Below are 21985 nucleotides of genomic sequence, written 5' to 3' on the forward strand. Positions count from 1 at the left end.
CGCACCATCAGTTCCCGGAAGGCAGACCTCAGGTGGCTCTGACTCTCATCATCTCGATGGCTCTTATTCTTCTTGTCGCCGTCGGCATCGGCACGGTGGTGTGGACGGGCCTGCGGGATCCGAAGACGCCCGTGCAGGGATCCGGGGCATCGGCCGCCGCAGCGCGCTGGGGCAGAGTCCTCAACGGGGACGACGATGACGTCGCGGGTGCCCTGCGCGCCATCCGGGTGCCCGTCTCCACGGGCCGCCACTGATCCCCTGGCGGGCGACCGCATAGGATCTGACCGTGTCTGCTGACTTGGTGATCCTGCTGATCCTCATCGTCCTGGCCGCGGCAATCGCGGTTTCGACGGTGGTAGCCCTTTACTCCCGCCACAAGAACAAACTCCCTCCGAAGCCGACGACCGGTGAGGTGGAGGCGCCACCCGCCGAGGCTCCACAGGCCGAGGTCGAGCCCGGACCGGTCGAGGTCGGCGAACCCGCACCCGAGCCCCCGGCCGGGACCGCTGAGCCCGAGGCGGCGCCCGAACCCGAGATCCCGGCCGTCGAGGAGCCCGAGGCTCCGGCATCGCGCATGGCGCGGCTGCGCCGCAGGCTGGCCAGCAGCAACAATGCCCTGGCCCGAGGTCTGGCCCAGCTGCTGAGCGCCGACCGGATCGACGAGGACACCTGGGACGATTTCGAGACCACCCTCATCACATCGGACCTGGGGGTGGCCCCCACCGCCGAACTCGTCGAGAAGCTGCGCGGCGAGCTGGCGGTCGACGGCGTCTCGGACCCGGAGAAGGCCCGGACCGTCCTCACCCGCGAGCTCACGAACCTGGTGGGCCCGGATCTGGACCGCTCCCTCAATCTTGACCATCCGGAGGGCAGGCCCGCCGTCGTCCTGATGGTCGGCGTCAACGGGACCGGGAAGACCACCACCTGCGGCAAGCTCGCCCGGGTACTGGTGGCAGAGGGCAGGACGGTACTGCTAGGAGCCGCCGACACCTTCCGGGCGGCGGCGGGCGAGCAGCTGGAGACCTGGGGGGAGCGTGTGGGCGTGCGCACCATCCGCAAGGAGGAGGGTGCCGATCCCGCCTCGGTGGCCTATCAGGCCGTCGAGACCGGCATCAACGAGGGAGTCGACGTGGTGCTCGTCGACACCGCCGGAAGGCTCCACACCAAGACCGGCCTGATGGACGAGCTCGGCAAGGTCAAGCGGGTCATCGAGAAGCTGGCCCCGGTCAGCGAGGTGCTGCTGGTGCTCGACGCCACCACGGGCCAGAACGGCCTCATCCAGGCCCGGATCTTCTCCGAGGTCGTCGACGTGTCCGGGATCGTGCTGAGCAAGCTGGACGGTTCCGCGAAGGGCGGCATCGTCGTCCAGGTGCAGCGCGAGCTCGGAGTCCCGGTCAAGCTCATCGGGCTGGGAGAGGGAGCCGACGATCTGGCCCCCTTCGAGCCCGATCAGTTCGTCTCGGGCCTGATGGGGGAGTAGACCGGCGATGAGCCTGGACGGGAGCATCCTCAGCCCGGGTCTGGCCGATGCCATGACGGTCCTCGCCGTCATGATGCCTCTGGGGGTCGGCACCGTCTGCGCGATCCGCTCAGGAGGCACGTGGTGGCGCCGAGTCCTGCGAGGGGCGATCGGAGGGGTGGCCGTGGTCGCCTGCCAGGGGATCGCTCTGGTCGCGGTGCTGCTGCAGGTCGACCGGTCCTACGGTATGTACACCAGCTGGAGCCAGCTCCTCGGGCGCCAGGCCCCGGCTCCGCATGGGGATCTGGTGAGGATCCGGCACTCGCCGGTGCGCGGAATCCCGATCTCCAAGGACAACCCCCATCCCGAGGGGGAGTGGAGCGGAATCAATGTCGACGGCACCGACCCGATGTACTCCCACCTCCCGGTCTGGCTGCCTCCGCAGTACTTCGAGAAGTCCCAGGCGCACGTGTCCTTCCCGGTCCTCTACTGGGTCGGGGGCCTCAATGACACGGGCGAGCACGCCAACATCACCGTCCCGATCACCGGCCCCGCCCAGACGCTGATCAAGGACAGGCAGGTCAACCCCTTCGCGATCGTCTTCCTGCCCGGGCGCATCCGCGAGGGACAGGACACCGAGTGCACCAACATCGGGGGGATCGATCACCAGTCGTGGATCCTCGACACCGTGATGCCGAAGGTGGAGAAGCACTTGCGCGTCGGGCATCTCCGCGGCCTGCGGTTCATCGCCGGATACAGCACCGGTGGGTACTGCGCCGCCAACCTCACCTCGAAGTATCCCGACCGGTTCAACGCCGGATTCGGCCTGGCGCCCTACTTCCATCCCCTCTTCGATCCTCCGCAGTCCTCCCAGGCCGCGCCTCTGCTGATCTCGGAGAACTCGGTGCTGAACCGGGTCCGGGACGGCCATGTGCGCCGGGACGTGAAATTCCTCTCGGTGATCAGCAGGACCGACATGCAGGCCTGGAGCGATCCGGCCAGCAAGGGGGAGGTCGACGGCGAGGAGTTCTGGCAGAAGGCCCGCAGGACGCCCGAGTACTCGTTCATCCTGCTCAAGCAGGGCGGCCACAACACCGGCACCTACGCCCCCTACGTTCCCCAGTCCCTGGAATGGCTGGGCCAGTACGGCCTGTGAGGTGAGGCGCCGGCGGCGGTACTGTGGACGGTGAATCCCGCCTCGAGTCCACCGAAGGAACCAGCCCGTGTTCGACACACTCCAGGACCGACTCGCCGCGACCTTCAAGGGGTTGCGCGGCAAGGGGCGTCTCACCGACGCCGACATCGACGCCACAGCCCGTCAGATCCGGATCGCGCTGCTGGAGGCTGACGTCAACCTCGGCGTCGTCAAGGATTTCGTCGCCGCCGTCAAGCAGCGCTGCCGCGGCGAGGAGCTGTCGAAGGCCCTCAATCCGACCCAGCAGATCATCAAGATCGTCAACGAGGAACTCGTCGAGATCCTCGGCGGACAGACCCGCACGGTGCGCTTCGCCAAGAACCCGCCCACCGTCATCATGCTCGCCGGCCTCCAGGGCGCCGGCAAGACCACGCTGGCCGGCAAGCTGGCCCGGTGGTTCAAGGACGAGGGCCACTCCCCGCTGCTGGCGGCCTGCGACCTTCAGCGGCCCAATGCGGTGACCCAGCTCCAGGTCGTCGGGGAACGTGCCGGGGTGCATGTCTTCGCCCCCGAGCCCGGCAACGGCGTCGGCGACCCGATCCAGGTGGCCCGCGACTCCGTCGAGGAGGCCCGGCACAAGCTCTACGACGTCCTGATCATCGACACCGCCGGACGGCTGGGCGTCGACGCCGAGCTGATGCAGCAGGCCGCGGACATCAAGGCGGCCACCGACCCGTCGGAGACCCTCTTCGTCGTCGACGCGATGATCGGCCAGGACGCGGTCAACACCGCGGTCGCCTTCCAGGAGGGGGTCGGCTTCGACGGGGTCGTGCTCACCAAACTCGACGGCGATGCGCGGGGCGGCGCCGCCCTGTCGATCGCCCGGGTGGTGGGCAAGCCCATCATGTTCGCCTCCTCCGGCGAAGGGCTCAAGGATTTCGACGTCTTCCACCCCGACCGGATGGCCTCGCGGATCCTCGACATGGGCGACATGCTCACCCTCATCGAGCAGGCCGAGAAGGCCTTCGACCAGGAGCAGTCGCAGGCGGCCGCCGAGAAGCTGATGGCCGGCAAGGGCCAGTTCGGCCTGGATGACTTCCTGGGCCTGATGCGCCAGATGCGCCAGATGGGCCCGATGTCGAAGATCATGGGAATGCTGCCCGGCGTCGGGCAGATGAAATCGGTCAGTGACATCGACGAGCGCGAGGTGGACCGTATCGAGGCGATCATCTGCGCCATGACCCCGGCGGAACGGGCCGACGTCGGGATCCTCAACGGCTCCCGGAGAGCCAGGATCGCCAGGGGCACCGGCGTCGAGGTGCGCGACGTCAACAACCTCGTCAACCGATTCGTCGACGCCCGCAAGATGATGAACCAGATGAGCCAGGGCATGGGCGGCGGCATGATGGGCTCGATGGCCAGGCACGGCGCCAAGCAGCAGAAGAAGAAGCAGCAGAAGCGCCGCAAGGGGTCCTCCGGGAACCCGGCCAAGCGGGCCGCCCAGGAGAAGGGGGCCCGCGAACCGGCGGCGCAGCCGACCGGCAACCCGTTCGGCACGCCGGGCGGGGCTCCCCAGTCCCAGGAGGACCTGCAGAAGGCGATGGCCGACTTCCGGATGCCTCCCGAGATGGAGAAGATGTTCAAGCAGGGCGACAAGGGCCCGCGCTGAGATGAGCGAGGAGCGTTCCGGCACGGCGCCGCTGTTCCACACTCACACTCATGACGGGTCCACCCACACCCACGTCGACCAGGCGGCCCTCGAGCGCCTGGCGCCCGCCGAGGACCTGAGGATCCAGGGCGTCGTGCTGCCCGAAGGCGAGGAACGCGATCTGTGGATCCACGACGGCGTGATCGTCGAGGGACCGCTGGCCGGGGCGCGGACGCTGGCCACCGGCTGCTGGGTGATGGCCGGGCTGGTCGACGCCCACAACCACATCGGGCTGGACGCCGCCGGGGCGGTGAGCCAGGAGGAGGCCGAGCAGCAGGCGATCACCGAGAGCCGCGCCGGGACCCTGCTGATCCGCGACGCCGGATCCCCGGTCGACACGCACTGGATCGATGACCGCGACGATCTGCCACGGATCATCCGGGCAGGACGTCATATCGCCCGCCCCAGGCGCTACATCCGCAACTACGCCGCCGAGGTCGACCCGGACGATCTGGTCGCCGAGGTCGACCGGCAGGCCCGCTCCGGCGACGGCTGGGTGAAACTCGTCGGCGACTGGATCGACCGTGCCGAGGGCGACCTGGCCCCCCTGTGGCCTCAGGACGTCGCCGCCCGGGCCATCGAGCGGGCCCACCAGCTCGGCGCCCGGGTGACCGCCCACTGCTTCTCCGAGGAGGCTCCCGCACAGCTCGTGGCCGCAGGCATCGACGGCATCGAGCACGGCACCGGACTGAACGACGAGACGATCTCCGAGATGGCGGTTCGCGGCGTGGCGCTGGTCCCGACCCTGGTCAACATCGAGAACTTCCCCTCGATCGCCGCCTCCGCCGACGGCAAGTTCCCCGTCTACGCCGCCCATATGCGGCATCTCTACGCCCGAAACCGGGAGACGATCGGCAGAGCCGTCGACGCCGGTGTGCCCGTCTACGCCGGTACCGACGCCGGCGGCACCGTGGCCCACGGCCTGGTCGCCGATGAAGTGGCCATGCTCTCCGGGATCACGGGCCCCGAACACGCCCTGGGCGCGGCCTCCTGGCGGGCCCGGGAATGGCTCGGCGGTGCGGGCCTGGCGGTCGGGGACTCTGCCGACCTGCTGGTGCTCGGTTCCGATCCGCGGGTCGACGTCTCGGTGCTGCATCACCCCGACCACATCGTCCTGCGCGGGAGAGTGTTGGTGGACCGCTGATTACGTCCTGGTGCGGTCTTGTGGCAGAATGACGAGAGCTTCTGCCCGACCGGTACCCTCTCATGCCGTTCGGGCGGTCCACCCGGAGTCGCCGACGGGCCTCACACCGACCGGCGACGCCATCCGTTCTTCCCGGGGCCAACCCCCGGGTGATCCCAATAGGAGAATCCACACACGTGGCTACCAAGATTCGTCTGAAGCGTCTGGGCAAGATCCGCACCCCTCACTACCGTGTCGTCATCATGGACTCGCGGACCAAGCGCAACGGTCGCGCCATCGAGGAGATCGGCCAGTACCACCCGAAGAACGACCCGTCCGTCATCACGATCGACTCCGAGCGCGCGCAGTACTGGCTCGGTGTCGGCGCCCAGCCCACCGAGGCCGTCGTGGCCCTGCTGAGGCGCACCGGAGACTGGCAGAAGTTCACCGGCGAGAAGACCAAGGCCGGGATGGAGCCGCAGCCCGTCAAGGCTGACAAGGACGAGCTCTTCAACGCCGCCCTGGCCGAGCCCGATGACGCCCCCAAGGCTGCACCCAAGAAGGTCGAGGAGGCCCCCGCCGAGAAGGACGAGGCCTGACATGCTGGTCGACGCGCTTGAGCACCTCGTCTCCGGCATCGTGGCCAATCCGGACGACGTGCGCGTCCGCGAGAAGGACCTGCGCCGCGGGCGGATGCTCGAGGTGCGCGTCAACCCGTCGGACATCGGCAAGGTGATCGGCCGCCAGGGACGTACCGCGTCCTCGCTGCGGACGGTCGTCGACGCCCTGGCCGGCGACGAGCAGGTGCGGGTCGATTTCGTCGACGTCGACCGCCGTGGCGGGCGCCGGCGCTGAGCGTCCCGCGAACCGGTCCCGGAGCGGCCGTGGCCCAGGAGGCCACGGCCGCTCGCACGTCGTCACAGAGGAGAACAAGCGTGAGTGAACCTGTCGAGGTGGTCGTCGCCCGGATCGGGCGCCCGCACGGGTTGCGCGGCGAGATGACGGTCCGGCTGAGCACCGACGAGCCGGACAGGCGATTCACCCCCGGCTCCCGGCTGGTCCTCGGCGGCTCCGGGAGAGTCCTCACCGTCGACTCCTGGCGCAGGGCCTCCGGAAGCGTCCTGCTGCGATTCACCGAGGTCGGGGACCGCACCGCGGCCGAGGCCATCCAGGGGGAGGAGCTCAGCGCCCGCGTCGACGCCGACGAGCGGCCCGAGGCCCCCGAGGAGTACTACGACCGGCAGCTGCGCGGCCTGCAGGCCCGCGACTCGCGCGGACAGCCCCTCGGTCGGGTGACGGCCGTCATCCACATGCCCGCCCAGGACCTGCTGGCGATCGATGTCGACGGCACCGAACGCCTGGTGCCCTTCGTCGCGGAGCTCGTGCCCCAGGTCGATCTGGCCGCCGGGACCCTCACTGTCGCCGACGTCGGCGGGCTGGTCGACGACGATGCCGAGGAGGCCCGTTGAGCATGCCGGGCACGATCCGACTCGATTACGTCTCCATCTTCCCCGAGTACTTCGACGTCCTGAACATCTCTCTGCTCGGAAAGGCCGCCGAGCACGGCATCGTCGAGGTCCACTCCCACGACCTGCGCACCTGGACCCACGACCGCCACCGCACCGTCGATGACACGCCGTGCGGCGGAGGGGCCGGCATGGTGATGAAACCCGATCCGTGGGGGGAGGCCTTCGACGAGCTGCTTGGCACCGAACCGGACCCCGACGTCCACGTCGTCATCCCCACCCCGTCCGGCCGCCCCTTCCGCCAGCAGATCGCCGCCGGCCTGTCACAGGCCCACCGCATCGTCTTCTGCTGCGGGCGCTACGAGGGCATCGATCACCGCGTCATCGAGTACGCCTCCCGGCGGTGGAGTGTCCATGAGCTGAGCCTGGGGGACTACGTCCTCAACGGAGGCGAGGTGGCCGCCCTGGCCATCACCGAGGCGGTCGTGCGTCTCATCCCCGGGGTGATCGGCAATCCCGACTCACTCACCGAGGAGTCCTATTCCACCGGTCAGGAGGGGCTGCTCGAGTACCCCGTCTACACCCGGCCGGTGAGCTGGCGGGGGCATCAGGTGCCCGAGGTGCTGATGAGCGGCCACCACGGACGGATCGCGCAGTGGCGTCATGACAGGTCGGTCGAGATCACCGCCGAGCGCCGCCCCGACCTGCTCGAGCCCTGACCATTCGACCAGGCCGGCATCCGGCAGGCGAACTTCTGTGCCTTAATCCGGGGGGTCGTTACCCGTTCGCGTTCGCTGTTGGCTATGGTGTCGCCGTGGCGACTACAACACTTAGTACTCATCAGAGAGCGGTGCGGTCGAGCGTCGCGGCGAAGGCCCTCATGGCCGTCACCGGGCTCTTCCTGATCATCTTCCTGCTCTTCCATATGTTCGGGAACCTCAAGATTCTCACCGGAGCCGAGCACTTCAATCACTACGCGGCCTTCCTGCGCGAGATCCTGAACCCGATCCTTCCCGGAGACACCTTCCTGTGGCTCTTCCGCCTGGTGCTGCTGGCGGCCCTCGTGCTGCACATCTGGTCCGCGATCCGGGTGACCAAGCAGAACCACAAGGGCAGTGGTGGCGTGGGTCGGTACTCGATCAAGAAGTCCCTCTCACCGAACAACTCCTACGCGGCACGGACCATGATCTGGAGCGGCATCATCGTCGTGCTCTTCGTCGTGATGCACCTGCTGCAGTTCACCATCGCGCCTGATTTCTTCAACAATCCGCACAGTGGCCCTGACGGGCGCGCCGGGATGGTCTACACCGCCTTCGGCAACTGGATCTTCCTGGTCGTCTACCTGATCGCCATCGCCGCTGTCTGTGCCCATGTCAGCCACGGCTTCTGGAGCGCCTTCGCCACTCTCGGCGTCAACGTCTCCGGAGTCGCCCGCAAGATCATCCGGGTCTGCTCCTGGCTGGTCGGGTTCGTCATCTTCGTCGGCTTCATGGTGCCGCCGTTCCTCGTCTTCTTCGGAGTGATCAACTGATGTCCGTTACATCCAAAGAGACCAGTCCTGAGCTGGCTGCCCAGTACTGGCAGGTCGGGGACGAGATCCACGACACGAAGGCCGACCACGGCGTTCCGATCGAGAAGATCTGGCCCGATCGCCAGTTCACCTCCCGCCTGGTGAATCCGGCCAACCGCCGCAAGATGACCGTCATCATCGTCGGCACCGGCCTGGCCGGCGGTGCCGCAGCCGCCACGCTGGGCGAGGCCGGATACCGCGTCGAGAACTTCTGCTACCAGGACTCGCCGCGCCGCGCCCACTCGATCGCCGCACAGGGCGGCATCAACGCCGCGAAGAACTACAAGTACGACGGCGACTCCGTCTACCGGCTGTTCTACGACACCGTCAAGGGCGGCGACTACCGCGCCCGCGAGACGAACGTCTACCGCCTGGCCGCGGTGAGCGCCAACATCATCGATCAGTGCGTCGCCCAGGGCGTCCCCTTCGCCCGCGAGTACGGCGGCCTGCTCGACAACCGATCCTTCGGCGGCGTCCAGGTGCAGCGCACCTTCTACGCCCGCGGGCAGACCGGCCAGCAGCTGCTGATCGGGGCCTACCAGGCTCTCGAGCGTCAGGTCAACGCCGGCACCGTGCACATGCACACCCGCCACGAGATGGTCGAGGTCGTCGTCGCCGACGGCCGGGCCCGCGGCATCATCACCCGCGACATGGTCACCGGGAAGATCGAGGAGTGGTTCGGCGACGCAGTCGTCCTGGCCACCGGCGGGTACGGCAACGTCTTCTTCCTGTCGACCAATGCCATGGGCTGCAATGTCACGGCCAACTGGCGCGCCCACCGCAAGGGTGCCTTCTTCGGCAACCCCTGTTTCACCCAGATCCACCCGACCTGCATCCCGGTCGCCGGTGAGAACCAGTCGAAGCTCACCCTGATGTCGGAGTCGCTGCGCAACGACGGCCGCATCTGGGTGCCCAAGAAGGCCGAGGACTGCGAGAAGGATCCTCGCCAGATCCCCGAGGAGGACCGCGACTACTACCTGGAGCGGATCTACCCCTCCTTCGGCAACCTGGTGCCCCGCGACATCGCCTCCCGTCAGGCCAAGTACCGCTGCGACGAGGGACTCGGCGTGGGCCCGAAGGTCAAGGAGGTCGACTCCGACGGCACCGAGCACATGCGCTCCCGGGGGGTCTACCTCGACTTCTCCGAGGCGATCCAGCGACTGGGCAAGGATGCCGTCGAGAAGAAGTACGGCAACCTGTTCGACATGTACCAGCGCATCACCGACGAGAACCCCTACGAGGTTCCGATGCGCATCTACCCGGCCGTGCACTACACGATGGGCGGCCTGTGGGTGGATTACGACCTGCAGTCGACCATCCCCGGCCTGTTCGTCACCGGAGAGGCCAACTTCTCCGACCACGGGGCCAACCGTCTGGGCGCCTCCGCCCTCATGCAGGGTCTGGCCGACGGGTACTTCGTACTGCCGAACACCATCACCGACTATCTTGCGGACTCCCCGAAGTTCTCCAAGATCGATCAGAAGCACCCGGCCGCCATCGAGGCCCGCCAGGCCGTCGAGAGCCGCGTCAACAAGCTGCTGTCGATCAATGGCAGTCGGACGGTCGACTCCATCCACAAGGAACTCGGCCACATCATGTGGGAGTACTGCGGCATGGAGCGCAACGAGGCCGGTCTCACCAAGGCCATCGGACTCATCCGCAACCTGCGCAACGAGTTCTGGACCAACGTCAAGGTGACCGGCGTCAACGAGGAGCTGAACCAGACCCTCGAGCGCGCCGGCCGACTCGCCGACTTCCTGGAGCTCGGCGAACTCATGTGCGTCGACGCCCTGCACCGTCGCGAGTCCTGCGGCGGTCACTTCCGCGCCGAATCGCAGACCGAGGAGGGCGAGGCGCTGCGTCACGACGACACCTACCAGTACGTCGCAGCCTGGGAGTGGACCGGCGAGGGCCACAAGCCGGTGCTCCATAAGGAGCCGCTGATCTACAAGTCGATCCAGGTCAAGCAGAGGAGCTACAAGTGAGAATCGATCTGCGCATCTGGCGCCAGCGCAACACCCAGGATCAGGGCCGCCTGGTCGAGTACAACCTCGACGGCGTCTCGGGCGACATGTCCTTCCTGGAGATGCTCGACCTGCTCAACGAGCAGCTCACCGAGCGCGGCGAGGACCCGGTCGCCTTCGACTCCGACTGCCGCGAGGGCATCTGCGGCCAGTGCGGCGTCGTCATCAACGGCGTGCCGCACGGCGGTCAGGGGGTGGCCCAGCCGGTCCGCACCACGACCTGCCAGCTCCACATGCGGTCCTTCGCGGACGGCTCGACGATCACCATCGAGCCATGGAAGGCGGCCGCCTTCCCGGTGCTGCGCGATCTGGTCGTCGACCGCACCGCCCTGGACAACGTGATCGCCGCCGGCGGCTACATCTCGGTGAACACCGGAGCGGCCCCCGACGCCCACGCCGTCCAGGTCAACAAGAAGCGCTCCGACCGCTCCTTCGACGCCGCCACCTGCATCGGCTGCGGCGCCTGCGTGGCGGCCTGCCCCAACGGCTCCTCGATGCTCTTCACCTCGGCGAAGATCACCCACCTGGCCATGCTCCCGCAGGGCCAGCCCGAGCGGGTGCGCCGGGTGAAGTCCATGGTCGCCCAGCAGGACGCCGAAGGATTCGGCGGCTGCACGAACATCGGCGAGTGCGCCTCGGTGTGCCCCAAGGGCATTCCGCTGGAGTCGATCAGCCAGCTCAACCGCGACCTGATCGCCTCGCTGTTCAAGCACGACGGCAAGGATGATTGAGTTCATCTGAATCGCCAGGGCTCGCCGCCTTCCCCTTCGGGAGGCGGCGGGCCCTTGGTGCGTCCGGGGTCGATTGGGATCGCAGGAGGAGCATGTGACAGAATGGGGGACTGTGCCTGTCACCGTCGGCTCCTGCCACAGGGGGATCGTCCAGCGGGGCGGGCTTTCAGACTTCAAGCGAACCAGGTGACCTGTGGCACCGGCGAAGGACATCTCATGAACAACGTCATCCAGGAGATCGACAAGGCCTCCCTGCGCGACGACATCCCCGACTTCCGTCCCGGAGACACCATCCGGGTGTACGTCAAGGTCGTCGAGGGCAACCGGTCCCGCGTCCAGCTGTTCACCGGCGTCGTCATCTCCCGCACCGGCGGCGGCATCCAGGAGGCGTTCACCGTCCGCAAGCAGAGCTTCGGAACCGGTGTCGAGCGCACCTTCCCGTTGCACTCCCCGATCATCGATCACATCGAGCTCGAGCGTGAGGGCCGGGTCCGCCGTGCCAAGCTCTACTACCTGCGTGGGCTGCGCGGCAAGGCCGCCAAGATCAAGGAGAAGCACGCGAACCGCTGATTCACGTGAACCCGTGTTGAGGGCCCCCGCTACGGCGGGGGCCCTCAACACGTCTGCGGGTGACTAAACTGCGGTTGGCGTCGAGAGCGCGGGAGGGTCCCACGGCTGCGCGCCCGACAAGGAAGACCTGTGGCACACCAGCGACGACAATCTGGCAGTTCGGCCCCCGAGACGCAGCAGGACAACCCCGCCGGGTGGCAGAAGTTCCGCAGTGGACTCACCGAGATCGTTCTCATCGTGGTCGGTGCCCTGATCATCTCCTCGGTCATCCGGGCATTCGTCGGACAGCTCTTCGTGATTCCGTCGGGTTCCATGGAGCAGACCCTGGAGATCGGTGACCGGGTCGTGGCGATGAAGGCGATCCATTTCAAACGCGGAGACATCGTCGTCTTCAAGGACTCCCAGCACTGGCTGGGGGCCGGGCCCGCTGAGCGCTCCGCCGGCGGCAAGTTCTTCGAGTTCGTCGGCCTGCTGCCCAACACCAGCTCGAACTACCTCATCAAGCGGGTCATCGGAATGCCCGGCGACACGGTGGCCTGCTGCGACCCGAAGGGGCGCGTCACCGTCAACGGCAAGGCTCTCGACGAGTCGTCCTACCTCTATCAGGTCGACGGCCAGACCGTCGCGCCCTCCACCATGTCCTTCAAGGTGGTGGTGCCCGCGGGACGGATCTTCGTGATGGGAGACCACCGAAATGAGTCCGGCGACTCCCGATACCACCTCGAGGACATCTCCACCGGCCAGTACCAGGGGTCGACGGCGTTCATTCCCCAGGACGACGTGGTCGGCCCGGCGAGGGCCATCTTCGTGCCATTGTCGAGATTCAAAGTGCTTCACATACCCGCCACCTTCGAGTCGGTCCCCGCACCGAGCGCCGCCGGTCCGAAGAAGGCTCAGATCTGCGTCGGGACCAGTTGCTCCCCGTGAACGGAGCAGGGTACTGATATGAGGTCGTCGCTATGAGGATAGGGCCGGGTCCGAGGGGTCCCGAGAGGCTGCTGCGCCGTGCCGGTCTGGGGCCTGTGGCCGGTTGCGACGAGGCCGGCAGAGGAGCCTGCGCCGGTCCGCTGGTGGCGGCCGCCGCGATCCTCCAGGACGGCCCCGCCGGTCGCATTGAGGAGCTCGACGACTCGAAGAGACTGACTGCCAGGGCCCGGGACCGCTGCTTCGACCGGATCCTTGAGCGCGCCCGGGCCGTGGCCTGGGTGCAGATTCCCGCCTGCGAGTGCGACCGCCTCGGCATCCAGGAGGCCGATATCCAGGCACTTCGGCGGGCGGTCGCCAGACTCGCGATACGTCCCGGATACGTCATCAGCGACGGATTCGCGGTGGACGGGCTCGACTGTCCCGGTCTGGGCATGTGGAAGGGGGACGCCACCTGCGCCTGCGTGGCGGCCGCCTCCGTGGTCGCCAAGGTGGTCCGTGACCGGATCATGGTCGCCATGGACGCGGAGCTTCCCGGCTACGGATTCGCGATCCACAAGGGCTACGGGACCGCGATGCACCAGGAGTGCCTGAACCTCCTGGGCCCGAGCCCCCAGCATCGTCTCTCGTATGCCAATGTGGCCGCCTCGGCTAGAGTTCACACATCATGAGTACCGAGGATCTTGACGAGTACGAGAGCCGCATGGAGCTGGAGCTCTACCGCGAGTACAAGGACGTCGTGGGGATCTTCACCTACGCGGTGGAGACCGAACGGCGGTTCTACCTCTGCAACGCCGTGGACCTCAAGGTCCGCACCGAGGGCGGTGACGTCTACTACGAGGTGTCCATGGGCGACGCCTGGGTGTGGGACATGTACCGGCCGGCCCGCTTCGTCAAGACCGCCAAGGTCCTCACCTTCCGCGACGTGTCGATCGAGGAGATCGTCCATTCCGAGCTCGAGGTTCCCGACAAGTAGGGACCGCTCCGGGCCCGAAAGCCCCTGTGGACAACACGATCCGCGAGACTCCCCTGTGGACAACTGAAGATTGGCGCCTCCCCGCCGCGATAACTGGGGTGGAGGTGATCTTCAATGTCCACCACATCAGAGTCAGATCCCGTTCCGACCACCGCCAGGGGTGCCGCACTGCGATCCCGGCGCGGGCTCAGGTCGCAGCTGGGCAGTTGGGGCGAGGACGTCGCGATCCAGCACCTGCGCGGGCTGGGCTGGCAGATCGTCGCCCGGAACTGGGCCTGCGACCGGGGTGAGATCGATGTCGTCGCGCTGGAGCCCGGCAGGCCCCGCACCCTGGTCTTCGTCGAGGTGAAGTGCCGGTCCGGGCTGGGATACGGAAGTCCGCTGGAGTCGATCACCGCGGCCAAGCAGCGCAAACTCCACGAGTTGGCACTGGCCTGGCTCGCCAGCCACCAGGTTCCGGTCCCGAGGGTGCGGATCGACGCCGTGGGAGTGGTGAGGCGTCCCGGAACCGAGCCCCTGATAGACCATGTGCGGGGGATCGGCAGATGATCGGAGCCAGCGCATGGTCGGTGGCCCTGGTGGGCATCGAGGGCACCATGGTCGAGGTGGAGGCCGCCACCGGGGGAGGACTTCCCCGGACCATACTGGTCGGGCTCCCGGACACCGCCCTGTACGAGGCACGCGACCGGTGCCGGGCGGCGGTGGCCGCGGCCGGGCTGGCCTGGCCCTCCCAACTGCTCACCATCAACCTCACCCCCGCCTCGCTGCCCAAGGCCGGCACCCACTTCGATCTCGCGATCGCCGCAGCGGCCCTGGCCTGCGTCCAGGTCGTGCCGCCCACTCTGCTCGACAGCACCGTTCTGCTGGGAGAGCTCGGGCTCGACAGCAGGGTCCGGCCGGTGCGCGGCGTGCTTCCCGCACTGCTCGCGGCGCGTGCTGCCGGCTTCGAGCAGGCCGTGGTGCCCGCCGGGCAGTTGCGGGAGGCCCGGCTCGTCGACGGGCTCACCGTCTGGCCGGTCGGCGACCTGAACGATCTGGTGGAGGTGCTGTCGGGGCGCCCCGTCCTCACCGGACCGGTCGAGCGCGGCGAGCAGGAGCCCGGGCCCTCGTCGGCCGGTGATCTCAACGAGGTCATCGGGCAGCAGGAGGCCCGCTTCGCCCTCGAGGTCGCGGCGGCGGGCCGTCACCACATCCTGTTCCGCGGGGCCCCGGGCTGCGGCAAGTCGATGCTGGCGGCCCGGCTGCCCACCATTCTCCCGCCCCTGGACCGCGGCGAGGCCCTCGAGGTCACCGCCGTCCACTCCCTGGCCGGGACCAACCCCGGCGGGAGCCTGATCACCCTCCCGCCGCTGTCGGAACCCCATCACAGCGTCTCGATGGCCGCAATGGTCGGCGGTGGCGCCCGGGTCGCGCGCCCCGGCGCGATCACCCTCGCCCACCGCGGGGTTCTCTTCCTCGACGAGGCTCCCGAGTTCCCGCCGCGGATCCTCGACGCCCTGCGCGGCCCGCTGGAGACGGGCTGGGTGACGATCGGCCGATCCCTGGCCCAGACCAGGTACCCTGCCCGGTTCCAGCTCGTGATGGCACTCAACCCCTGCCCCTGCGGCGGTGCCGACGACCCGTCGGGGCGCTGCCGATGCAGTCCCCAGCAGGTGCTGAGATATGCCGCGCGTCTCTCGGGACCGGTGCTCGACAGGGTCGATCTCCACCAGAGGATGCGCCCCCTGACCAGCGCGCACCTGCTCGGAGCCGACGTCATGCCGATTCCCGAGTCCAGTGCCGTGGTGGCGGCCCGGGTCGTCGAGGCCCGGGACCGGGCGGCGCGCCGTCTGGAGGGCACTCCGTGGCGGGTGAACGCCGAGGTGAGCGGGGCCTACCTGCGGCGCGGCCTGCCGATGTGCGCGGACGCGGGGCTCATCGAGGACGCGCTGTCCCACGGCAGGCTGAGCGCCCGCGGCGTCGACAAGGTGCTGCGAATCGCATGGACCCTGGCCGATCTGGCCGGGACCGATCGGATCGCCTCGGCGCAGCTGCGGCTCGCGATGGCACTGAGAAGAGGAGAGGTCTCATGAACCCCACACCCTGGGACGAGGAGCGGATCAACCGGGCGGCGCTGGCTGCCGTCCACGACCCGGGAAGCCTCGATCTCGACCGGCCCCCGGAGCCCGGCGCGGCGGCGCGGCGATGGGAGGAGGTGAGAAGTGCGGACACCGCCCTGGGCCGACGAGCCCGGGCACTGGACCCGGAGCGCCTGGTGGAGGGGTGGGTGCGGCTGGGCGTCCGGTTCATCATGCCGGGAGACGTCGAGTGGCCCTCGAGTCTGTCCGAGCTCACACGATGCGACCGCCTCGACCACCAGGGACTGGGCGGGGTGCCGCTCGGACTGTGGGCCAGGGGACCGCTCGATCTCGCCGAGTCCTGCGACACCGCCGTGGCAGTGGTCGGCGCACGCGCTGCGACCGCCTACGGACAGGACGTCGCCGTCGAGCTGGCCCACGACCTGGCCCGTCCGGGCGGGCGCAGGGGCTCCCAGCAGACCTGGACCATCCTCTCCGGAGGGGCCTACGGCATCGACATCGCCGCCCACCGTGGTGCGCTGACGGCCGGCGGCCGGACGATCTGCGTACAGGCGGGCGGGCTGGACGAACTCTATCCCCGTGGCAACGGGGCGGTGCTGGAACGGATCGTTGATGAGGGGCTGGTGATCTCGGAGGCCGCTCCCGGGAGCCACCCGACGCGGCCCGGTTTCCTGGCCCGCAACCGGATCATCGCCGCTCTGGCAGGGGGAACGGTGATCGTCGAGGCCGCCGCCAGGTCGGGGGCGCTCAGCACCGCGAACTGGGCCTCGGACATGTACCGGCAGGTCCTGGCCGTACCCGGCCCCGTGACGTCCAGCCGTTCGGTCGGTCCCCACAGCCTCATCCGGGACCACCGGGCCGATCTGGTCCGTGACGCCGACGACGTACGGGAGGCGCTCGGGCCGATGCAGCCGGAGCTCCCTCGCGAACCCGTGCCCGAGCACCGGACCGATGCTCTGAATCCCGAGGTCTTGAGGGTCCACGAGGCACTGCCGTCCCGCGGGGCCATGGGGGTCGAGGAGCTGTCCCGGGCGGCACTGGTGAGTCTGACCGACTGCCTCCTGGCCCTCCAGGAGCTGGAGGATCGGGGGATGGCCAGGTACGGGGCCGACGGCCGGTGGTCGGTGAGGCTGCACGGTTGACCCGGGATCGCCTTCGTCACGGGCTGTGCGGGCATTGGACGGGAATCGGATGATATCCTCTTATGTGAACGTTAACGAGCCGCAAGGAGGCAGCCCATGACCGCAGCTGACACAGAGCCGGGACGCTCAGGCGCCCGGGATATCATTGAGACTGGACGCGCCAGTCTGGGAATCGAATTCGGATCCACAAATATCAAGGCATGCCTCGTCGGACCGGATTTCAGGCCGCTGGCCAGTGGAGGTCACGCCTGGGAGAATGAACTGGCCGACGGCCGGTGGACGTATTCGCTCGACGCCGTCTGGTCCGGTCTGCAGGCCTGCTACGCGGATCTGGTGGCCGACGTCCAGCGCAACTACGACGTCACCCCCACCTCGTTCCGGGCGGTCGGGGTCTCGGCGATGATGCACGGCTACCTGGCCTTCGACGCCGCCGGAGAACTGCTCGTGCCGTTCCGGACATGGCGCAACACCTCGACCGGACCAGCCGCGGCCGGGCTCACCGAGGCGCTGGGCTTCAACATCCCGCAGCGATGGTCGATCGCTCACCTCTATCAGGCCGTGCTGGATGAGGAACCGCACATCGGACGGATCGCTGCACTCAACACGCTTGCCGGTTATGTCCACGAGAAGCTGACCGGCAGGGCGGTGCTCGGTGTCGGCGATGCCTCCGGCATGTTCCCGATCGATCCTGAGAACGGGGGCTACGACCAGCGGATGCTGAACGTCGTCGCCTCCCTGATCGACGCCCGGGTGCCTGGTCTGGAACTGGCGAAGCTGCTGCCCGAGGTGCTGCCGGCCGGTGCCGAAGCGGGCGAGCTGAGCGAGGAGGGAGCTAGGCTTCTCGATCCGACCGGGGCGCTGCGTCCCGGGATCCCGTTCTGTCCCCCGAGGGCGACGCCGGCACCGGAATGGTGGCCACGAACTCGGTCGCCCGCCGCACCGGCAATGTCTCTGTCGGGACGAGCGCCTTCGCGATGGTGGTCCTCGAGCGGCCCCTGGGTCGGGTTCACGAGGAGATCGACGTCGTCACCACACCGTCCGGTGACGCCGTGGCCATGGTCCACTGCAACAACGGCGCCAGCGAACTGTCGCAGTGGGCAGGGCTGTTCGGTCGCTTCGCCCAAGTCATCGGCGCCGACGTCGGCCAGGACGGCGTCTTCGCCGCCCTGCTCAACGAGGCTCTGGAAGGAGACGCGGACGGAGGCGGCCTGCTCTCCTTCAACAACCTCTCCGGTGAGCCGGTGGCCGACCTGCCCGACGGGCGCCCCCTCGTCGTGCGGGCGCCCGACAGCTCCTTCACCCTGGCCAACTTCATGCGTACCCAGGTCTATGCGGTGTTCTCCACCCTGAGTCTCGGCATGCGCATCCTGGATGCTGAGGACGTGCAGGTCGACCGGTTGCTGGCCCACGGCGGGCTGTTCCGCACCGCGGGCCCGGCTCAGCGGATCCTGGCCGCGGCGCTGGGCGCACCGGTGGCCGTCGGCGAGACCGCCGGGGAGGGCGGGCCCTGGGGCATGGCGCTTCTGGCGTCCTACCTCGGCGAGGCCGGGACCATGAGCCTGGCCCACTTCCTCGATGAGAAGGTCTTCGCCACGGCGAGCACCAGCGTGATGGAGCCGGCCCGGGCCGACGTCATCGGCTTCTCGGTCTACCTCGACCGGTACCGCAAGGCCCTGGAGCTTCAGCGGGTGGCACCGGAGGCGGTGCCCGCGGTCAACCGCTGACCCACAGTCGCAGATGCCCGGGCCCGATCGGGCCCGGGCATCTGCGTCCTCCGGTGCTGGGAGATCTGTGTGCTGGGAGATCCCTGAGCGAGTTTCAGGAGCGGGTCACATCGAGTTCCACGACGGCCCATGACAAGGGCGGCAGGGTCAACCGGGTGGTGGCCCCGTCGAGGACGACGCCGTCAAGGGCCGCCGGGCGGACCCGATCGGGCCGGCCGGCATCATTGGTGGCGAATCGGTCCGCGCCCGCCGGCACGGTCAGCACCTCTGCACGTGCGATGCGCGCCGTGTCCAGGCCGCGGAGGGCCACGGAGACCTCGGCGCTCTCCTCGAGGCCGCGATTGGCAAGGAACATGGAGACGCATCCGTTCTCATCGTCCCAGGTGGCACTGGCATCGACGAGATCCGCGTCGCCGAACTTCTCGGTGCGGTAGCGGTCGCCGTCCACGGCCAGTCGGAGGACCTGTCCCTTCGCACGATTCGCCATCTGTGAGAACGGCCAGAAGATCGACTGGCGCCAGGCGGGCCCGCCCTCCTCGGTGAGGATCGGCGCGATGACGTTGACCAGCTGGGCCAGGTTGGCGATCCGGACCCGGTCCCCGTGGCGCAGCAGGGAGTTGAGAAGTGTCCCGACCACCACGGCATCGGTGACGGAGTAGGCGTCCTCGATGATCCGGGGGTGCTCATGCCACCCGCCGCGCTCGGAGATGGCGTCCGGCTGGTCCTCGCCCGGCCTTCTCGTGTACCAGACGTTCCACTCGTCGAAGGACAGATTGATCCGCTTGTCGTGCTTGCCGGCCGCGCGCACCGCATCCGCCGTCGCGACGACCGACTCGATGAAGTGATCCATGTCGAGGGCAGTCGCGAGGAAGCTGGCGACATCGCCGTCCTGCTCCTCGTAGTAGGCGTGCAGAGAGATGTTGTCGACGACGTCGTAGGCATGGCGGAGCACGGTCTGCTCCCACGTCCCGAAGGTGGGCATGCCGGAGTTGGAGGATCCGCATGCGACGAGTTCGATGGACGGGTCGACGAGCTTCATGGCCTTGCCGGCCTCGGTGGCGAGTCGGCCGTACTCGTCAGCGCTCTTGTGGCCGATCTGCCAGGGGCCGTCCATCTCGTTGCCCAGGCACCACAGCTTGATGCCGAAGGGGTCCGGGGAGCCGTTGCGGCGCCGGAGGTCCGAGAGACAGGTACCTCCCGGGTGGTTCGCATACTCGACGAGGGACCGGGCGGCGTCGACCCCGCGGGTACCGAGGTTCACAGCCTCCATGATCTCGACGTCGGCCTGCCGGGCCCAGTCGGCGAACTCGTGCAGGCCGAAGGCGTTGGTCTCGATACTGTGCCAGGCTCCGTCGATACGACGGGGGCGCTGCGAGACGGGCCCGACGCCGTCCTCCCAGCGGTACCCCGACACGAAGTTGCCGCCGGGGTAGCGGACAACCGAGACGCCGAGCTCCCTGACCAGGGACAGCACGTCGCGGCGGAAGCCGTGCTCTTCGGCCTGCGGGTGGCCTGGCTCGTAGATGCCGGAGTAGACGCACCGGCCCATGTGCTCGACGAAGGATCCGAACAGGCGGTGGGGCACCGGCCCCACCGTGAAGTCGCGGTCGGCGGTGATCGTGGCCCTGGACATGAAACTCCTCTGGTGGAACTGGTGGCGCCCCAGCCGTCAACTGGACTCGGGTGCGGAGCCCGTGGCCGGGCCCCGCACCAGTATGGCACCGATTACATCGTTAGAGCAGTTGCTGGCGGCATCGGACCGATCCGGACCTGATCTGGCGCCACGGCATCTCAATAATGTGATTCTGCATCACATTATTGGCTCTTGACCGATGCTGAATCAGTGTGTCAGGATCAGCCTCACAGGGAACACGCCAGAGTTCTGACCCTATGATTACCACGATGTAATCACTCGGGCTCCTGGACTCTCACTGGCGTGTCAGCGACGAGGAGGTCGTACCAGATGCACTACACAGGCCGAGCCATGACTCGGCGTGGGTTCCTCGGGGGAGGGATGGCGGTCGCGGCAACGGCTCTCGCGGGCTGCTCCAGCCCGGTGGCCGCCGGCCTCTTCGGCTCCGAACTCGATCCGTCAACACTGGTCTACTGGAACCTGTTCGGGGGCGGTGACGGTACGCGGATGCAGGCCATGGAGGCCGGCTACCGGAAGGCGCACGGTCCGGGCTCCCTCCAGGCGACGACCTTCACATGGGGAAATCCCTACTACACCAAGGTGACGCTGGCCACGGTCGGGAACAAACCGCCAGATGTCGCGGTGTCCCATCTCACGCGGGCGAAGCCGCTGAGGGCCGGTGGCATCATCGAGGACATCACCGACGCCGATCTCGCCTCCGTGGGGCTCTCGGCCTCCGACTTCGCGACGAAGCCGTGGAAGGCCCAGATCACCGGTGGGCACACCATCGCGATCCCGCTGGACACGCACCCGTTCGTGATGTTCTTCAACTCCGAGGTCTGCGGAAAGGCCGGGCTCCTGGACGCCGACGGGAACCTCAAGGAGATCAGGGGACTCACGGACTTCGAGGCCGCGCTCCGAGCCATCAGCAAGGTCACCGGGGGAACGGCGATCACCGTGGCCAACGCCGGAGGGGAGGTGGCGACCCCGTGGCGGCTGTTCTGGACGCTCTACAACCAGCGTAAGGGAGCCACTCCGTTCATATCCGGCGGGGGCACCGAACTGACAGTCAATGAGGACCTCTTCATCGACACGGTCGCCCGAATGCAGAACTGGGTGAGGCAAGGCTGGCTGAACAAGGGCCTGGACTACTCCACGGCGCAGAACTACATGTTCACCGGAAAAGCCGGCATGTACCTTCAGGGGGAGTGGGAGATCACCACCGCCCAGTCCATCAACGGCCTGAAGTTCGGCATGGCGAGAATCCCGACCGTCTATGACAGGCCGGCCGCTCAGGCCGACTCGCACTGCTTCATCATCCCGCGCAAGAAGCGGACCGACGAGCAGCGCCATCGGGTGATGCTCTTCATCAAGAAGATGCTGGAGCAGAGCATGACCTGGGCCGAAGGCGGACACATCCCCGCGTACCAGCCGATTGCAACCAGCAAGGCGTACAGGAGCCTGCGTCCGCAGGCGAACTACTCTTCGGCGGCCGATGCCGCGGTCTACGACGATCCCACCTGGTACGGCGGGTCGGGTTCGACCTTCGAGAACATCGTCGGCGCGCAGCTCGGCCTGGCCCAGCAGCTGTCGGCGACCCCCCAGGCGGCCATGAACGTCATCAAGCAGCAGCTCCGGGTCTACCTCGACACCGAGAGCCCTCTCTGAGCAGGAATTTGAAGGGACAATATTGTGTCTACTGCTTCCATCAGGTCAGCGCGG

The 21985-nt window shown here is 68.0% G+C and carries 22 protein-coding genes and 1 pseudogene; 22 read left to right on the forward strand and 1 reads right to left on the reverse strand.

Annotated features, from left to right (window positions below; genetic code table 11):
• The first annotated feature begins 32 nt into the window (after positions 1–32).
• The 21 genes and pseudogenes from JS278_RS06745 to JS278_RS16375 all read left to right on the forward strand — a co-directional run bounded on the left by JS278_RS06745 (position 33) and on the right by JS278_RS16375 (position 18630).
• The gene (locus JS278_RS06745; RefSeq protein WP_147243167.1) at positions 33–254 is read left to right on the forward strand and encodes a hypothetical protein; all 222 of its coding nucleotides are present in this window, start codon (positions 33–35) and stop codon (positions 252–254) included.
• A gap of 32 nt (positions 255–286) precedes the next feature.
• Positions 287–1480, forward strand: coding sequence for a signal recognition particle-docking protein FtsY (gene ftsY / locus JS278_RS06750; RefSeq protein WP_114044508.1), 1194 nt, complete (start codon positions 287–289; stop codon positions 1478–1480).
• 7 nt (positions 1481–1487) lie between these two features.
• Positions 1488–2615: an alpha/beta hydrolase gene (locus tag JS278_RS06755; protein WP_114044509.1), complete on the forward strand. Its 1128-nt coding sequence runs from the start codon at positions 1488–1490 to the stop codon at positions 2613–2615.
• A gap of 67 nt (positions 2616–2682) precedes the next feature.
• On the forward strand, positions 2683–4263 hold the full coding sequence (ffh, locus tag JS278_RS06760; protein WP_114044510.1) for a signal recognition particle protein: 1581 nt from the start codon (positions 2683–2685) through the stop codon (positions 4261–4263).
• Position 4264: 1 nt separating this feature from the next.
• Positions 4265–5446: an amidohydrolase family protein gene (locus JS278_RS06765; protein WP_114044511.1), complete on the forward strand. Its 1182-nt coding sequence runs from the start codon at positions 4265–4267 to the stop codon at positions 5444–5446.
• 176 nt (positions 5447–5622) lie between these two features.
• The gene (rpsP, locus tag JS278_RS06770) at positions 5623–6024 is read left to right on the forward strand and encodes a 30S ribosomal protein S16 (RefSeq protein WP_114044512.1); all 402 of its coding nucleotides are present in this window, start codon (positions 5623–5625) and stop codon (positions 6022–6024) included.
• A gap of 1 nt (position 6025) precedes the next feature.
• Positions 6026–6280 (forward strand): RNA-binding protein, encoded by a 255-nt coding sequence (locus JS278_RS06775; protein WP_114044513.1) that lies wholly within the window; start codon positions 6026–6028, stop codon positions 6278–6280.
• Between the two features lie 143 nt (positions 6281–6423).
• Complete coding sequence (gene rimM / locus JS278_RS06780; RefSeq protein ID WP_245935288.1) at positions 6424–6894, forward strand: ribosome maturation factor RimM; 471 nt, start codon at positions 6424–6426, stop codon at positions 6892–6894.
• A gap of 14 nt (positions 6895–6908) precedes the next feature.
• Positions 6909–7610, forward strand: a complete 702-nt coding sequence (trmD, locus tag JS278_RS06785; RefSeq protein ID WP_114046174.1) for a tRNA (guanosine(37)-N1)-methyltransferase TrmD — start codon at positions 6909–6911, stop codon at positions 7608–7610.
• 161 nt (positions 7611–7771) lie between these two features.
• Positions 7772–8422 (forward strand): succinate dehydrogenase cytochrome b subunit, encoded by a 651-nt coding sequence (locus JS278_RS06790; protein WP_245935289.1) that lies wholly within the window; start codon positions 7772–7774, stop codon positions 8420–8422.
• Positions 8422–10446 carry a fumarate reductase/succinate dehydrogenase flavoprotein subunit gene (locus JS278_RS06795; RefSeq protein ID WP_114044516.1) on the forward strand — a complete coding sequence of 675 codons (2025 nt, stop codon included), beginning with the start codon at positions 8422–8424 and terminating at the stop codon, positions 10444–10446. The genes JS278_RS06790 and JS278_RS06795 overlap by 1 nt, the downstream gene beginning before the upstream one ends.
• Positions 10443–11216 (forward strand): succinate dehydrogenase/fumarate reductase iron-sulfur subunit, encoded by a 774-nt coding sequence (locus JS278_RS06800; protein ID WP_114044517.1) that lies wholly within the window; start codon positions 10443–10445, stop codon positions 11214–11216. The genes JS278_RS06795 and JS278_RS06800 overlap by 4 nt, the downstream gene beginning before the upstream one ends.
• Positions 11217–11432: 216 nt before the next feature.
• Positions 11433–11786 carry a 50S ribosomal protein L19 gene (gene rplS / locus JS278_RS06805; RefSeq protein ID WP_114044518.1) on the forward strand — a complete coding sequence of 118 codons (354 nt, stop codon included), beginning with the start codon at positions 11433–11435 and terminating at the stop codon, positions 11784–11786.
• A gap of 129 nt (positions 11787–11915) precedes the next feature.
• Positions 11916–12713 (forward strand): signal peptidase I, encoded by a 798-nt coding sequence (gene lepB / locus JS278_RS06810; RefSeq protein WP_114044519.1) that lies wholly within the window; start codon positions 11916–11918, stop codon positions 12711–12713.
• A gap of 32 nt (positions 12714–12745) precedes the next feature.
• Positions 12746–13381 carry a ribonuclease HII gene (locus JS278_RS06815; protein ID WP_114044520.1) on the forward strand — a complete coding sequence of 212 codons (636 nt, stop codon included), beginning with the start codon at positions 12746–12748 and terminating at the stop codon, positions 13379–13381.
• On the forward strand, positions 13378–13686 hold the full coding sequence (locus JS278_RS06820) for a DUF2469 domain-containing protein (RefSeq protein ID WP_114044521.1): 309 nt from the start codon (positions 13378–13380) through the stop codon (positions 13684–13686). Before JS278_RS06815 ends, JS278_RS06820 begins: the two co-directional genes overlap by 4 nt.
• Before the next feature lie 114 nt (positions 13687–13800).
• Complete coding sequence (locus JS278_RS06825; protein WP_114044522.1) at positions 13801–14235, forward strand: YraN family protein; 435 nt, start codon at positions 13801–13803, stop codon at positions 14233–14235.
• Positions 14232–15758 (forward strand): YifB family Mg chelatase-like AAA ATPase, encoded by a 1527-nt coding sequence (locus JS278_RS06830; RefSeq protein ID WP_114044523.1) that lies wholly within the window; start codon positions 14232–14234, stop codon positions 15756–15758. Before JS278_RS06825 ends, JS278_RS06830 begins: the two co-directional genes overlap by 4 nt.
• Complete coding sequence (gene dprA / locus JS278_RS06835) at positions 15755–16906, forward strand: DNA-processing protein DprA (protein ID WP_114044524.1); 1152 nt, start codon at positions 15755–15757, stop codon at positions 16904–16906. Before JS278_RS06830 ends, dprA begins: the two co-directional genes overlap by 4 nt.
• A gap of 96 nt (positions 16907–17002) precedes the next feature.
• Positions 17003–17686: pseudogene (locus JS278_RS16370) on the forward strand (FGGY family carbohydrate kinase); the annotation flags it as partial.
• A gap of 131 nt (positions 17687–17817) precedes the next feature.
• The gene (locus tag JS278_RS16375) at positions 17818–18630 is read left to right on the forward strand and encodes an FGGY-family carbohydrate kinase (RefSeq protein WP_245935231.1); all 813 of its coding nucleotides are present in this window, start codon (positions 17818–17820) and stop codon (positions 18628–18630) included.
• A 94-nt stretch (positions 18631–18724) separates the two neighbouring features.
• Here the strand turns inward: JS278_RS16375 and arfA are convergent, their stop codons facing one another.
• Positions 18725–20263 carry an arabinosylfuranosidase ArfA gene (gene arfA / locus JS278_RS06845; protein WP_114044525.1) on the reverse strand — a complete coding sequence of 513 codons (1539 nt, stop codon included), beginning with the start codon at positions 20261–20263 and terminating at the stop codon, positions 18725–18727.
• Between the two features lie 330 nt (positions 20264–20593).
• Between arfA and JS278_RS06850 the strand changes: the two genes are divergently transcribed.
• Entirely contained in the window at positions 20594–21931 is a 1338-nt protein-coding gene (locus JS278_RS06850) for an extracellular solute-binding protein (RefSeq protein ID WP_114044526.1), read from the forward strand.
• The last annotated feature ends 54 nt before the right edge of the window (positions 21932–21985 follow it).

The organism is Acidipropionibacterium virtanenii, assembly GCF_003325455.1.
Taxonomy (GTDB): domain Bacteria; phylum Actinomycetota; class Actinomycetes; order Propionibacteriales; family Propionibacteriaceae; genus Acidipropionibacterium; species Acidipropionibacterium virtanenii.